Source organism: Serratia sp. CC22-02 (genome assembly GCF_900182895.1).
Lineage (GTDB): Bacteria > Pseudomonadota > Gammaproteobacteria > Enterobacterales > Enterobacteriaceae > Serratia > Serratia nevei.
Genome location: NZ_FXUD01000020.1, coordinates 1 through 14,742, shown reverse-complemented (window position 1 = coordinate 14,742; position 14,742 = coordinate 1). Strand labels below are relative to the sequence as shown.

The 14,742-nt window shown below is 48.6% G+C and carries 16 protein-coding genes; 6 read left to right on the top strand and 10 right to left on the bottom strand.

All coding sequences use genetic code 11. The annotated features are described in order from the left end of the window. Window positions 1-119: 119 nt before the first annotated feature. From QOL81_RS25520 to QOL81_RS25505, 4 genes are all read left to right on the top strand, one after another. Window positions 120-578, top strand: a complete 459-nt coding sequence (locus tag QOL81_RS25520) for a hypothetical protein (RefSeq protein ID WP_283440157.1) — start codon at window positions 120-122, stop codon at window positions 576-578. Between the two features lie 57 nt (window positions 579-635). Further along, window positions 636-785: a hypothetical protein gene (locus tag QOL81_RS25515; protein ID WP_283440156.1), complete on the top strand. Its 150-nt coding sequence runs from the start codon at window positions 636-638 to the stop codon at window positions 783-785. Window positions 786-1,246: 461 nt separating this feature from the next. Continuing rightward, the gene (locus QOL81_RS25510; RefSeq protein WP_147823539.1) at window positions 1,247-2,068 is read left to right on the top strand and encodes a DUF932 domain-containing protein; all 822 of its coding nucleotides are present in this window, start codon (window positions 1,247-1,249) and stop codon (window positions 2,066-2,068) included. Window positions 2,069-2,090: 22 nt separating this feature from the next. Next, window positions 2,091-2,417 carry a DUF5983 family protein gene (locus tag QOL81_RS25505; RefSeq protein WP_283440155.1) on the top strand — a complete coding sequence of 109 codons (327 nt, stop codon included), beginning with the start codon at window positions 2,091-2,093 and terminating at the stop codon, window positions 2,415-2,417. Between the two features lie 71 nt (window positions 2,418-2,488). Here the strand turns inward: QOL81_RS25505 and QOL81_RS25500 are convergent, their stop codons facing one another. Then, window positions 2,489-2,803 (bottom strand): mobilization protein MobC, encoded by a 315-nt coding sequence (locus QOL81_RS25500; protein ID WP_238476108.1) that lies wholly within the window; start codon window positions 2,801-2,803, stop codon window positions 2,489-2,491. A gap of 273 nt (window positions 2,804-3,076) precedes the next feature. On the opposite strand from QOL81_RS25500, the gene mobA reads away from it, so the two are divergent. Both mobA and traI read left to right on the top strand, forming a co-directional pair. Next, entirely contained in the window at window positions 3,077-3,418 is a 342-nt protein-coding gene (gene mobA, locus QOL81_RS25495; protein ID WP_128884967.1) for a plasmid mobilization protein MobA, read from the top strand. Beyond that, entirely contained in the window at window positions 3,415-5,343 is a 1,929-nt protein-coding gene (gene traI, locus QOL81_RS25490; RefSeq protein ID WP_283440154.1) for a TraI/MobA(P) family conjugative relaxase, read from the top strand. The genes mobA and traI overlap by 4 nt, the downstream gene beginning before the upstream one ends. A 53-nt stretch (window positions 5,344-5,396) precedes the next feature. Here traI and QOL81_RS25485 read toward each other — a convergent pair whose 3' ends face one another. From QOL81_RS25485 to traW, 9 genes are all read right to left on the bottom strand, one after another. Beyond that, on the bottom strand, window positions 5,397-5,714 hold the full coding sequence (locus tag QOL81_RS25485) for a hypothetical protein (RefSeq protein ID WP_128884969.1): 318 nt from the start codon (window positions 5,712-5,714) through the stop codon (window positions 5,397-5,399). Continuing rightward, window positions 5,711-6,049 (bottom strand): phospholipase D-like domain-containing protein, encoded by a 339-nt coding sequence (locus QOL81_RS25480; protein WP_147823513.1) that lies wholly within the window; start codon window positions 6,047-6,049, stop codon window positions 5,711-5,713. Before QOL81_RS25480 ends, QOL81_RS25485 begins: the two co-directional genes overlap by 4 nt. A gap of 23 nt (window positions 6,050-6,072) precedes the next feature. Next, a complete protein-coding gene (gene trbC, locus QOL81_RS25475; protein ID WP_238476109.1) occupies window positions 6,073-8,253 on the bottom strand; it encodes an F-type conjugative transfer protein TrbC in 2,181 nt (726 codons plus the stop codon). Window positions 8,254-8,309: 56 nt separating this feature from the next. After that, the gene (locus tag QOL81_RS25470; RefSeq protein ID WP_197860205.1) at window positions 8,310-9,248 is read right to left on the bottom strand and encodes a thioredoxin domain-containing protein; all 939 of its coding nucleotides are present in this window, start codon (window positions 9,246-9,248) and stop codon (window positions 8,310-8,312) included. 24 nt (window positions 9,249-9,272) lie between these two features. Beyond that, a complete protein-coding gene (locus tag QOL81_RS25465) occupies window positions 9,273-10,604 on the bottom strand; it encodes a secretion/conjugation apparatus DotM-related subunit (RefSeq protein WP_283440153.1) in 1,332 nt (443 codons plus the stop codon). Window positions 10,605-10,749: 145 nt separating this feature from the next. Continuing rightward, entirely contained in the window at window positions 10,750-11,328 is a 579-nt protein-coding gene (locus QOL81_RS25460; RefSeq protein ID WP_128884972.1) for a hypothetical protein, read from the bottom strand. Next, a complete protein-coding gene (locus QOL81_RS25455; protein WP_283440152.1) occupies window positions 11,325-13,469 on the bottom strand; it encodes a DotA/TraY family protein in 2,145 nt (714 codons plus the stop codon). Before QOL81_RS25455 ends, QOL81_RS25460 begins: the two co-directional genes overlap by 4 nt. A 46-nt stretch (window positions 13,470-13,515) precedes the next feature. Next, window positions 13,516-14,085, bottom strand: coding sequence for a conjugal transfer protein TraX (gene traX / locus QOL81_RS25450; protein ID WP_141173987.1), 570 nt, complete (start codon window positions 14,083-14,085; stop codon window positions 13,516-13,518). Then, a partial coding sequence (gene traW / locus QOL81_RS25445; RefSeq protein ID WP_283440151.1) for a conjugal transfer protein TraW occupies window positions 14,078-14,742 on the bottom strand: 665 nt, incomplete at its 5' end. The genes traX and traW, both read right to left, overlap by 8 nt.

The window sequence follows — 14,742 nt, the reverse complement described above, 5'->3', positions numbered from 1 at the left end:
TACCCCGTCTCGGTCTTGTTGTCACGGCGCCAGGCTCCCCGCGCCGGCGAAAGCCAAAAGGGGAATACACCAGAAAGAAGCCGTTGCGGCTTCTGAGTTACTGACTAACGGGAGTGGTTATGTCAACGATCGAGCAACAGCAGCAACAACAAATGGTTTTTTATATTCCGGGAACAACGTGGCCACTGGATGTCGCAATCTGGCTGGAAGATCGCTTTGTCACGTCGTCAGGCAAAACGCTTGAACAGCTACAGCAGCGTAATCCTGCATGTGTTCTGGTGTCGTATGAAGAAGCGAAGCGCGGGATGTATGAGGCCGCAAGTCTGCCTGTCCGTCGTATCAGCAAAGATGAGTACATGGACAAGTTTGAGATGTTGCCGCCGCTCGATTGGAAGTATTTTGATGGCCAAGAATCTTTCAAGATGATGGAAATGTATTGCGGGAATATTACCGATATTTTCGCCCAGCTTGGCAATAGCTATTTTGCGATGCGCGATCATGTTTCGTTACCACATGCTGAGATCATGCAGCGTGTGCGTACATTTATAGATGCCGAGTCTGCGGCCGTAGCAGCCTGAATAGTTTCCCTCGGTGTTAGCAACACCGGGGGATCCTCGATAAGAAGGAAATCGACAATGATTATTGATGACTATATCGCGGCGATCGGTCGTAAAATTTGGGAACGATGGCAAGAAAATAAACCGGTAATTATTCCAGCTCTTAAAGGTTTTGAGTGGGCACAGTTGCTCCGCTACTTAGAACTAAAACGGGGCTATGCGTGTTGACTCATGATATGAACTGAGCCACCCAATTGGGTGGCTTTTTATTTCGGCTGTCGCCTGTCTGCGGCGTCGAGCCGCTGACAGGCGAACAAAGCGCTTGCAGCGGGCTGAGCCCGCGCCGCTTTTGCAGTTTCCATCAAGATGAAAACTGTAAGGCTATCAGGCTCCGCCTGATGTTACGTTTTGGTGTTTCCATTTCCTCTGCGGTGCTTAGCGGCATGTCTTTTGCTGTGACAGACCTTGTGCCGGGGCACCTACATCGCAAGGGTTCGCTACCGCCGTCCATCCTCGCCCGTTCGCACTCACTCAACGCAGTTTCGTTCGCTTGCGCATGCGGCCTGCGGTGTCGCCCATGCGTTGTAGGTTTATACCCCGTCACGGTCATTGCGTCACAGCACAAGACGCGCCGCTCCGGCAAAACCGGAATAAATGGCAACACCGAAAACAGACTGAAGGGGATGAATATGAAGCGACTGTATAGCGGATTTCGCCAGGCAAATGTGATCCGCCAAACTCGACCATTGACAAATGATGAGTTATTCCGTCACGTACCAAGTGTTTTCTCTGAAGAAAAACATGCATCACGTAGTGAGCGTTATACCTACATACCAACGATTAATTTGTTGGATAGACTCCGCGAAGAAGGTTTCCATCCATTTTATGCTTGCCAAACAAAAGTTCGCGATGATGATAAACGTGGTCACACGCGGCACATGCTAAGGCTTCGTAGAAATGGTTTCGGTCAAAATGATGAGGTTCCTGAGATTATTTTACTTAATAGTCACGATGGGAGTAGCAGCTATCAAATGATTCCGGGCATATTTAGATTTGTTTGTAACAACGGTTTAGTGTGCGGCGACACGTTCGGGGAAGTCCGTGTTCCACACAAAGGGGATGTTGTTGGAAGAGTGATTGATGGTGCTTATGAAGTGCTAAGTTTTTTTGAAAAAGTAACGGATTCTCGTGATGAAATGAAGGCGGTTATTCTTGATAAGGACGAGCAACATGTGTTTGCTGATGCCGCATTAGGGTACAAATATTTTGGAGAGCATCAACCAATAACAGCAGAACAGGTGCTGAGTCCACGACGCTGGCAGGATAAGAAAGATGATTTGTGGACAACGTTTCAAAGGGTGCAAGAAAACATAATAAAAGGTGAAATACCTGGAATCAGCGCCAACGGAAAGCGAAACAGAACTCGTGCAGTCAATAGCATAACTGGCGATGTAAAGCTCAATAATGCGTTGTGGAAAATGGCAGAAACCATGAAAAACCTGAAGTCGTAATGATAGGGTTCTGGCGGTTTAAATGCCGCCAGAAATTAAAAATATGAAAAGACAAATTGAATTTAAACGATGCCTTGTTTGCAGTACAGAACACTTGACTTATGAAGATAACTTGCTTTTAAGTAAAGCAAAAAGTGAAAACTGGGTTTTTGGTTATGACTACGGGTTTGTTATTGATTTATGGAAAAGACATCATTTTGTTTTGCATGCAAAACGATTCGGATTATCTAAAGATTTCAGAAAATTGATTTTTACTCTTATAAAAAAGTATGAAATAGAAATGATACAGTTCGATTGTGATGCTGATATTATAGAAGGAGTTAAGTTGCATAAATCTGACTACTGGTGACCCGTTTTATCCGGTATCGGCATCGAACCGATACCGGATAACCTGTCGTCATTGTGCATTAAAAAATAAATTCATACCTGTGATGATTCTGTTTTGTTTTTATCTTTGATATGACTATTTCTCTTCTTTCCTGATTTGATTGTGCTTGTGTTTTTTATAATTTCATTTATGGCTCTCTCACTGACAACGATTTCACAGCTTTCAAGTGCAGATTTGATATCTTTTGCTGTGTAACCTTTTTGCGTTGCTAGCGATATGATCTGTCCCTTAAGTTCATCCAAAACTTCCTTGGAACTTAATCTCTCTTTGCTCAAGTCCGGCAACTCTGTTAGAGCTACTTTTGCCAACTCAACTTGTTCTTGACTGTATTGGTTCTTAGCCGCCATTTCTCTTTCCTGTGTTAGTCATCAATCAACATTGTGTATCAATGATATACGTCAGCGTCATCATGACACAACAGGCAAATTTGTTCTCCCATGGTGTAATGACAATCCAGGCAAAGTAGGCCATAATACGCTAGTCCGGTCTCAAACACGGGACAGGATATGTTTTGTAGCACCGCCTGCACGCAGTCGGCTCTACAAAACGTCCTGGTCAGGGCAGAGCCCCGACACCCCACGAGACTGTAAACTGACGAGACTGATAGGGATAACATCACCATGAGTAAAAGCGAGCGCCGGAACAGAACAGCCCTGCTGCCCAGCATTCGTTGCTTCCCAGAGGAAAAGTCAGTGATCCAGGAAAAGGCGACCGCGGCCGGTTTAAGTATCGGGGCGTACATGCTTAAGTGTGGCCTCGGTCGCCGAATCGATGCTCGTTGTGACGTTGAGCTCATCAATGAACTACGCCGTTTAGGTGGCCTTCAAAAACACCTCTTCAACGAGGGGAAGGGAAATGTAAGTGATGCTTTCAGCAAGCAGTATTCGGATGTGCTTGTTGCGATAAAAAAAGCCATCATCGCAATCGATATGGGCATGACCAATGAAGGTGATAAGGCATGATTCCTATCGTTCCTGAGAAGCGAAGAGATGGCCGCTCCAGCTTCATTCAGTTGGTCAGTTATCTGACTCTGCGCGATGAGGATAAGCCTGATTTGCCTATCTCTCCTGAGAATCCCTATGTTCGTCCATCGCGTTCAAAGGCTGCAATCTTTGACCGCCTGGTAGGGTATCTTGATCGTAATGCTGGGGGGGATCAGCAGACCCTTTTGGCTATGTTTGCAGACGGTACGCAGCAGGTTAAATCAGGCGAAGTGGTGTGTGAAACGAACTGCTTCAGTCTGGAAACTGCATCGGCGGAGATGAACGCCGTGGCTATGCAGAACACTCGCTGCGTCGACCCGGTTTATCACTGTATTCTTTCGTGGCGTGAAGAGGACACTCCGACCGATCAGCAAATTTTCGAGAGTGCGCGTTATTGCATTAATCAGCTGGGAATGGCTGATCATCAGTACGTGTTTGCTGTCCATCGAGACACCGATAACGTCCATTGCCATATCGCGGTTAATCGTATCCATCCCGAGTCCTATCGTGCGGCTAACATGTATAAAGATGTCGACACACTTCACAAAGCCTGTCGTCATCTTGAGTTGAAGCATGGGTTTACACCTGATAATGGTGCATGGAAAGTAAATGAACATCAGCAGGTTGTTCGTAGCCAAAATGAATTCAAATCTATCCCACGTAAGGCTCGGCAGCTGGAGTATTATGCCGACTCAGAAAGCCTCTTTAGTTATGCTGTAGGTGAATGCCGTCAAGCGATTGGCGACATCATGGCAGATCCTGAACGCCTATCCTGGCAGAACCTCCATAATGAATTGAATCGTGCAGGCCTTGTATTGAAACAAAAGGGGGAAGGGTTAGCCATCTACTCGATTCAGGATTCGAGCTTGCCTCCTATTAAGGCAAGCGGCTTGCATCCTGATCTTACACGTTCCTGCATGGAACCGTATTTGGGGGAGTTCACTTCCGCGCTTGATGTTGACGCTGTGGCATCTCCTAAGCATCCAGAATACGTATATGACCCGCGTTTCCACGCACGCGATCTGATGGCTCGGGTTGAACGTCGCCAGGCCAGGGCTGAAGCAAGAGCAGATCTTAAAGCCCGTTATCAGGCGTACAAATCGGCATGGGTTCGTCCAAAATTGGATGCTGATGAAATCAAAGCCAGGTATAAAAACATGTCCAAACGTTTTGCCTGGCGTAAGGCTAAAGCACGCGTTGAATTACGCGATCCGCTTTTGAGAAAACTGACTTATCACATTATTGAAGTTGAGCGGATGAAGGCTATGGCCGCATTGCGATTGGCCATCAAGGAAGAACGACAGGCGTTCAAAGCTGCTCCGGAAAACCGACGTCTGTCATATAGAGGTTGGGTTGAACAACAGGCGTTGATGCACGATCAGGCCGCAATTGCTCAGTTGCGTGGATGGTCCTATAGATTGAAACGCTCATCCCTGACTCCTAGCGTTTCTTTGAACGGGATCCGTTTCGCGGTATCGGATGACAGCAAACCATTAGCCATAGACGGTTACCAGACCCGAATCATGCGAGACGGTGTTGTTCAGTATGTTCAGAATGGGGTTGTTCAATTGCAGGATCGTGGTGAGCGCATTGAGGTTGCCGATTCACAGGTTATGGATGGGCAGCACATTATTACCGGGCTGGTGATAGCGCAGAGTAAATCGGGTGAGGAGATGGTACTGGAGGGCGATCGTCAATATGTCCAACAATCTTGCGAACTTGTCTCTTGGTTTAATGAAGAGTCAGGAACCTCCCTGCCATTAACAGAAACCAGTCAAAGAACGCTTGCAGGGTATGGATCATTGCCAACCGAAAATTCTCACGGAGCAACTGATTCTAGTGTTAACGAGCAGCGTGAACTGGATGGTTATATCCAGCGGCCAAATGGTCCTCGTCCACACTAATTTTTTGAAAAAAAAAGCCGACTGCAGGCCTGATAACCTGAGTCGGCTTTTCATTAATGGAGGCGTGAGTATAACGTCTTCAGCATGGGTTGATAGGCTTGCCAACCCTCGTCATCGTTCCCTTCCAGCTCTGTGAACATATCAATAAGACGGTGAAAAACATTGTCATGCTTTTCTTCAGTAAGTACATCGGGAGCTGGAAAATGGTTGAGTAGCCTGGCAGCTTCGTCATGCAACGTTTCGATGTGAGTTTGTGATTTTTGATCTTCCGTATTCTTTAATTTTTTCTCTGCCAGGACTATCAACAGGGTGGCGCATAGTCGAACCATCTCAATGTACCCGCGTTGATAGTCCATGGTGTCTTCACTCATTTTTGTGCCTCAATATCCTGGGGGTTACGGTTGGCTTTCACGCCAAAGCCGTTCGAATTCTTTCTGGTATATGGCAACCAGATTAGGTTGATTGTGAATGACCAAGACGTACTCAGCATTTTTACGGCGGCAGCTGAATAGTTATAGCTTCCCAGCTGCACAGTATTATCAACGTTCAACATCAGCTTATTGTGCATGATGACGTATTGGCCATTGCTACGTACAAAGATACCTTTGTTGGTAAGGCAAGTGGCAACGATATATTTTGCGTTAGCCTTGGCTTCTACCACAATGCGGAATTTTACTCCTCGGCGTTTTGCTGCAACAAGGCGCAGCTATTGCGGCAGCCGTTTGGCATTTACCCATATCGCTCCTCTCGATGGTGTTCGGACGTAGCGAGAGCCTTCGCTATGTCCTTTGACACTCTTATTGGTTTTGGCGCCGTAGGTTGTTGTTTCCAACGTCGCTTGTGCAGCTTCAATGCCACCCTGGCGGCTTCAAACAGTAAAATACCGCGTTGTGCTGGCGTATAACTGACGTCTGCCCGGTGATTAAGATCCAGAGATAGCGCCACTACGCTTTGCAATACAGGGTCCATCAGGCCGTTGCAGGTTGTTTGAGATGGTGGCGATTCCAGGCGTGTAAGGATGGTTTCGACTTCTTGTGCGGACGGCGGCAGCTTTTTCTTGAGTGTGGGGTTTGCATCCAACAGTTCAGCCTCTGTTGGCATATCTAGGTTCACAAACCGGTTGATACGCATTGGCAGTGCTGAAGTCATCTTATCGTCATCTTGGATATAGATGGCATTACTTGGGATCAGTGCGCTTTTGAAAGAGATCATACCTTCGCCAGGGTTCATATCTTTCAAATCCCCCAAATCGAGACGGTCCTTTTCCCTAATGACGTTACTGCCAGCATCCTCGAAGTGTGGGGTGATCAGCCCGCCCTGTTGCTCTACGGCTCCGAGCTCAGAATAGTACCCTTTACCGCCGGTAATCCGTGCAAGTTCGAAGGTATCCTTCTCGTCCTGCAACGTCATGAACCACTTTGTCAGTAGGTTGGCGTTTACGGTCATGTACTCGCCCTTGTGCTCGGCGATGAAACGTTGAATGTCCTGTGCAGATACGATGAGCATATAGCCCAGACTGCGCATCTGGCTTGCCAGATTATCCATGCCAGGACCGAAATAGGCGCCCAGCTCGTCCATGGCGATCGGGAACGGGAAATTTCCTTTGTATTTTTTGACGATCAACACATCGTTCATCATGCCCTCAAGCTCAAACCCCAAATCTCTGGCCATGGTCATGCGTATCGCCGAAATGTAGAGTTTGCCAATATTGGCAGCTTCGCCTTTAGATAACTCCAACGCAGGAATTGTGGTGCAGAGGATGCGGTCGTTATGCAGAACGTCCTCAATATCGACGTCGCCGGCGTCAGTAGAGAAAATATGGCCGTAGAGATCGTTAAACATGGTCAGCATGCGGTTGAATTGCTGAATGAGGTAGCCATGCTGGTCGTAAACCCCTTGTTCCCACTCAGAGGGGCGGCTGATCAGTTCGATTCTAAAGCCTGCCAGAGTGTTGAAGTAGTTCTCCAGCGGGTTATAAGCCTCCTGATGCCAACCATCTCTTTTAGCTTCCAGATAAAGCTCCGCCAGTTTTCTCAGCGGTAAGTATTCCTGAATGACCCTTTGCGAGATCCGCCGCTTTTCGCGTTTGCACTTGTAGTAAACGGCATATACCAAAGCGGCAAGCATTGATTTGGCCTTGTCTTGCCAGCCTTGGTCGCCGCTGCCGGCAGGCGGCAACATGGATTCCATCAACTGAATGATGAACGTTGTGTTGGCAGTACCGAATAGATTTATGGTGTTCGAGGGCTGTCGCTTTTTGTCATTGAGCAGCAGCTGCAGCAGCTTGTCGGAACCGCCTGTCATGAAGTTGAGGACGTAGAAATCATCCTCACGCCCAAAACGGCGTGCGAGTGACCACATGGCAAATGCCAAGGTATTCTGCCCCTTACCATCGGAATAACAGATCCCCCGTCCCCAACAGATGGCATTGAGGAAGACAGATAACAGCGCTTCTGTTTTTCCGGAACCTGTTGTTGCCAATAGCAACATGTGCCTCAGTGCATCATCGAGTGTCAACCACAGCTCGCGTGCAAGGGCTTTGCCCCTGGCAAATCCCAGGCACATCACACCGGCCGCGCGCTGGTATTTACGGGTTCGCACCACATAACGGAAAAATCCGCCAATGCCGTTACGATATTTTGGCATTTCACGTTCTGTAGTCAGATCCATGCCACCTATATCAGTAGGTAAACGGAGCGGCATGCGAAAAGGCTGATCGCCGAATAGCATCAACTGAAGTAACGCCGCCGGCGTTGTGAGCAGCAATGAAGCAGGTGAATGTATAGCGAGTCCAATGGCGCCGGCGAGAGAAAGCTGAACGCCTATCGGTGAAAGTAATGCATCTTGAATGATGGTTTGGCCAAGGGGGCGTCGAACTCGACGGACATCGACTTCTACAGGCTGAGACATAGGTGTTCCTGGTGATCTAACGGGGATTGGGCCCGGAGCTGAGTCCAGGCGAACAATTATGGAGTGACGATGGTTTGGCTGAGGAATGCATCTAGAGCTTCATCGCTTTTCAGGGATGACAGCGGGATATAGCGCCCATCATCAGCGATCAGTGAGGGGGTGCCCGGCAAATTGTAGATGTCGAAGGCCTGATCGTTTTTGGCGATCGCCTGGTTACCGGCATCACAGATTTTATTTGATACAGTGTTCTCACCAGGTGAAATGCCTGCGTCGGCCTGGAAAAGTTGTTTCCATAATTGGCGCCGATATTGCGGTGCCTGGCAAAGCACAGGGCTCACTTGGTCGACGGTTTGCTGTTTTCCGACGAGAGTGACCGGGAAGATCTCAATATTAAATCTTTCGGAGAGCGCTTCCAGGGCCGGCTCAATAATTTGGCAGTTGTGACATAACGGATCGGCAAAAACGTAGAGGGTACGCTGATGCCCACTGGATAGGGGAATGGTGTACTGCCCTGTTTTTGCCGCATTACGTAGTGCCTTGGCAACGGCCTGGTACTGATCTGCTGTTACTTTCAATTCAGGCTGTGAGGTTGCGGCAACGGTGTTCGAAAGCGTGTTTGGCGTAACTTGCTGCGTTAGTGTTGCTGACATATCCTCCGGTTGATTTGAATACCAGAAGCCTGCTATAGCCAAGCTGAGGGCTATGGCGCTCATCATGTAACCTAATCGTTTCCAACAGCGGCGATATGCTTGGCGTCGGTGTAGTAACGCTACATTAATCGCGTGAAGCATCTCAGCAGCATCCTTCGTTCCAGAGCCCTGTAGGATTGCCGCTGGGCCAAGATCACGATTATCGTGCCAAATGGCGTCATCTTTTAGGTAGAAACGAGGATACGGGCCGGGATCGAGTATGGCGACCACCTGGTCGTTTTCTTGTTTGTGATTAAATACGGACAAGGTTCTGCCCTGCAGTGAAGCAGTATAGTTCGATTTCATTGTCATTGACTCTATGGTGTGGGCTTATCTCGCCCGAGGGATGAAGTGGGCGCGGCCAGGTTTTTGGGGGGAGGTATTCGCTCCAGGGATGGTGGCTTTCGTCTGCAGCGGTGCTGTTTCGCTGGTAGTCTTCTCCGTAGTGTCCATTAGAGGCTGCAATATCACGATTGGAGCATCTTCATCTTCATCCTCATCGAAGACTGGTTCACTGAGGACAGAGGTATTCGTTGTGCGATTATCGATGATCAACCCGACGCTGCGGAGTTCGTCCTCGAGGCCTTTAATGGCTTTATCCATCCTGTTTTCCGGCACGGGGATTGATGTGTGAAGGCGTTCCTCCATCTGAGCTACAACGGTTTCCCAGTTAGCGACAGCAATGACTCCTGCACCTTCAATAAAAGCCTTCGGGCGTCCCGTTGATGCCAGGGTGTACCAAAGTGGCCGATCGAGACCTTTGAGCCAACGGAATCGAGCGCATGGCAGGCGCATATCCAGGTTATGTAAGGCATAAAGCGCTGTACGTGTTGTTGAATGGTGTTTAAGCCAATCTTGAGCAGCTGGTGTCTGCGTTACTTTTTCGAATGCCTTGCTGGCGAGCTGAAGTACGGGATATCCCATTTGTCCTTTGTCCCGCCTGCTTTTGATAAGGCATGAACGGTTCAGGCTATCGAGCAGAGCTTCAGCGGCTTTACGATCGTTTAGAAATGCGACTAGGCCAAATATGGCAACCAGAGCTCGCTCATGGGCGCTAAAACTTGAAAAGCTTTCTAACGGAGTGCCAAGTTGGCATTCGAACGCAGTTTGGGTTCTATGGGTATCAAGGCGATCACCAATAATCAGCTTGTGTTCAACTGCAAATTCTTCCGGCCACTGGGCGCTGCGATGTTCAGGCGGGTCAACGTTCAGCAACTGTGTCTTTTTATCGCCATAGCAGAGTGCCGGTATTATGCTTGGAGAAAAGCGCGCCATGATATGGGGTAGGGTATAGACATCAATATGGCGCCGGGTCTGGTTCCGCGGATGGTTGCGCACCATGAGCAGCCCACCCATAACAATCAGGACCATCGGCGCCAATAAGATCCCCGCAGTATGATTCATAACGTCGATAAACTGACCCCATGACAGTTGATTAACTTGACTGCCTGCCCAGGCAAGGAGGTTGAGCTTTTCTGCGACCTGGTTATGGACACGGGGAAAGTCGCATAATGACCACAGTTGGTAAAGTAGCCAACAGCATCCGTACATTACAGGGGGTTGATAGATCCAAAGCAGAAATGCTGCCAAAGCGGCAACGAGTAGCAACATAAGACCTTGCTCGTTACCGGCTCTGGGCTGCAGGTGACTTTTGGCATTCATGAATTACTCCAATATGTTTAAACCCAGTCATAAGGAAAATGACTGGGTTTAAACAAGAGGTTGCACCAAATAGGGATGTTGGAAAAGAAAGAGCGCCTAGAAAGGCGCTCGATAATATGAACTGAGTTAAAAAATTAAAAATGAGTTAATAAGCCAAAGATTTTTGTTTCACGAACTTGTTGAAAGTGTTGCCTGAGTCTTTTTCTGGTCGATAAGATGATGACAGTAAAGCATCCAACTTGCGACCAAAGTTCATGCATTTACTTTCCGTTCCTGCACTGATACGGAAGTAGGGGAAATAAACGTCATTAAACTTCAGTGTTAGCATATTTCCATTGCACTCATACCCTGAAAGTTCGAGTGTAGTCTTTCCTTGGTAAATGGACTCAGTAGTTGACACCAACAACATGGTTCCACTTCTAACGTCAATGCCTAAATATTTACCTGCATCCAAGGTTTTGAGTTCATACTCATCGGTTGGAGAAAACTCATTGCACTTGAATACCTCGATTACGTTACGTGTTTTTGATTTTGATTTTTCTTGCACTTTCGAAAATGCATAAATGAACGTTGCGCCAATTACCAGGAAGATGTAAGGCCACGATGGGTTGCTTCTTGCGTCTGATACGTAAAAAAGAACCATTGAAAAGAGTAGGCAGCCTACACCAGAGGTTAATGCAAAAAGTAAAAAGAGAGTCCTTAAGTGATTTTGGTATTTCGTCATTTTATACCATCTCCATTTCCATTGTTGTTACTTCTCATATTAGATCTTACACCAGGAGATCTTTGTAGTCCATTTGAAAAGCCGGCAAAGATACTTTTTGTTGATTCAACCATACCACCAAGAATGCTTGCAGCTTCACGACCGCCGAGCCATGAGATGATGTAGTCAGGCATGGTCACTTGCAATCCGAATACACGGGTAACTGTAGTAGTGCATATGCGGGCATAAAGAGTAAGAATGCCAATTAAAGAGAATATTCCGGTAATAGAGTTTGCTTGAACGTTCGCAATGGCAGGCCCTAGCATGAGGTTGAGTAGTGTACCCATTACGATCAACGTTATGCTTGCGAAGATAAATCCGAAAACCATTAACATTGGTCTAATCATAACGTCAATGAGAAAGATATATCCATATGCAGAACGATGGCCTCTATCTCCTTCTGTGCCAATATGAGTTGCCGCCCATAATGTACCACCAGTGACGCCAACAAATACACTGACTATCCAGTTAGCCGCCGCTGTTAGCCAATAGATGAATGGTATAAATGGTAGGTAGATTGACAAGCTAAAACCAATTCCGAACAACAAGAACAGAATAAAGTAAACAACTGGGGAAAGGGCATCCAACCCAGCAGCAATACCTTGAGTAGCATTACCAGAAAAGGCGCTGGCTAATTGACCCCAAAAACCTTCAGTGGAAACTGCAGCAAGAATTTTCGCACCAGTGAATATGCCTAGTGCAGCTTCGGCTCCGCCTAAAGTGATATCACCAACATATTTCATTTTCAGCATTGGGTTCATTTGGTTTCCAGTACCAAAGTCACTGCCTAACTCTGATGTCGCGATAGCGTTCGCTAATTTCTGCATGGGGGAGTTCAAGAAACCGACAAATACTGCACTGGCCTCAGATGCATCTAAGGATTGCTGGGTATCTTTAGTGCTTTCGGTCCCGAGTGGAGGTACAAAAGAAGTATTTTGCTTTTGGGTTCGATATACGGTGAATACATTATTAAATAGATCGCTTACGCCAACTTCACCAATTCCAGAGCGACCAGTAATCACGGGTTTTAGCTGTACGGCATCGTTGATTTTATTATTTGCAGTGGCAAATGTTTGATACCACGATCCGAGGGCAAGCCACCCGCTTCTCTTCAACTGAGCGGCCAATACCTCAGCCAGTTCGCTGGTTTGGCCTTGAGCGTTTAGGGTTTGATCGATGCGATTTTCGTAGGCCTGTGCGGCCCTTTGGATGTCAGTTTCGGCGTCCGGAAGCGCGCCAGCCCCACTGTTCTGCTTGTTGACTAATGCCGTTACAAACTGAGCGGCGGCTGTCGACAGGTTATTTTGCATTTCATTCATGGCGCTCCGTTGTGCGCTGATAATGCTTTCTGTGTTTACAGGGGCAGGGAACAACCAACCTGTGGTTTTGTCGGCGAGGCTTTCCGGCAGCCGAGCTGCGCCGCACAATGCACTCCCGTTGCCGATCTCAAAACCATCGCTCAGGGCCTTGATGCCCATTAGTGGTGTGCCGGCCTGGCCGTATTGCTGATACATGTCACGCAGTTCGGTGTTGATACTGTACATGCACAGGTTCATTTCATAGATGGCTCTCGCGGCACTGACCGTTTGCGGTGCCACGGGTTGTACGACCAGGCTGTAGCCGTCCTTGAGCAGATCGACCGTGCGGTCGGTGACCACGTTCGCGCTGCCAATGCCCATAACGGATGCCGCCCACAAAAATATCAGTTGAGCGATAGACCAGCCTGACACAGTTGGCACCAAGGTCATGAACCCAGCTGCTGTGCTGACGGGACCGACCATTGAGCTCCCTTGGCTGAATACTTTGCCGCGCTGTCCGGCCTTGACCAGGTGCGTGAGGGTGGCCACCAAGAACCACACCACGGCGATCGCCATGACGATGCCGTTAAAAACGAAGAAAAGTTCACCGACCATGCTGGTTTCGGTAGATAACGGATTGGTGACAACGTCACCAAATATCATAACCAATGCCTGACGAGACAGATCATCGGTGCGTTTAGCTGCCTGCTCGATCGTGCTGAAGCTGACTGCGGAATCCGCGTGCGCGCAAAGGCAGAACAGGCCCAACAACAGGCCTGTGGCGAGTTTTCGAAAGGCATTCATAAGATTTCACCAGTCGGAGTGCCTGACGTAAACAGGCAAGAGGGAGTTATTGAGTTGGGCGTTCGTACCGTAGAAGAACTTTCCACCAGGTGTTTTCCCGAAGAAAGTCGAGCAGGCTACCGGCCTCCTCCTGGGAAAGGCGTTGATTGCGTAATTGCCATAGCCGCCAGGTGGAAATAAACGCTTGTAGTAATGGTATCGCTGCCATAGCGAACAGTGTCAAACACAGTGTTGCGGTCCGGATCAGCAGAGTTGGGGTAAATACCTCGCCGGCCAGAACCAGCAGAATGATCGACAGAGCGATCAGTATTGGTACTGCCCCCAAAACGAGACACAGATGCTTGCGCCGCCGGAATCTGTCTATCAAGGTGCTCACAGACTCGCCGCTTGCGATCACTGCTTCCTCAAACTGTAGCGTGGGGAGTGTTTGTTGATGTTCAATCCGGTAGCCGTAAGCAAGCATCAGACTGCGCTTCAAGTTGTTGGCGAGTGAAGGGCCAATTTTTGTCGCTGCGTAACGTAGTTCCGATAACGGTAGGAACAGATTTGCAGTGAAATACAGTCCCTTGCTGGCGCGCTTCCAAGACGTTTTAGATTTCGGGGATTGGTCAGTCATTACGAGCCCCTCCGGCGCTGAGTTCGTGCAGCTTGGCCTGCAGTTGTGGACGATAAACCTCGTTGGCATTTAGGCCCAGTTGTTGGCCTTGCAGGACGTTGCCTTTTTGCAACTGCTGCTTTATCCCCAACAGCAACCAGTTTTGTTGCGCTTGCACACGGATAGATTCACGCGCCAGGTTGTCGCCGTCCATCGCCTGCAGGTCGGTTTGATAGTCGGTGTTGGCATAGCGCCGACCGACGTCGAACTGCTCAAATTCCCGCTCCGACATCATCCCGGTACGCCGGGCTTCATCAGATGCTGTCTGGTTGAAGTAGGCGGCAGCTGATGGGATCTGCATCACTTCTTTCAGTACATCGCGTGTTGCCTCACTGGGTTGACTGGAGGCCACCATGGCCAACATGGGTTCGCGTGCCGCTGTGTTCACTGCTTCGTACTGCGTCATCAGGCCGATATATTGGCGGCCGGAGGCGCTTTTTACTTCGCCTTTACTGAGCTGTTTCCCGGCCGAGGCTGGAGCACTGTTAAGTGCGTAAGCCATTGCTGCGTCCGTCTGTTTCTGATCGAAGGTTAAATCAGGCGCTTTGCCTTCAGCGCCGGCGCCATCGAGTAGGGACGTAAACCGCTTATCACCTCCCGGCAATTCAGAGAGGCGGG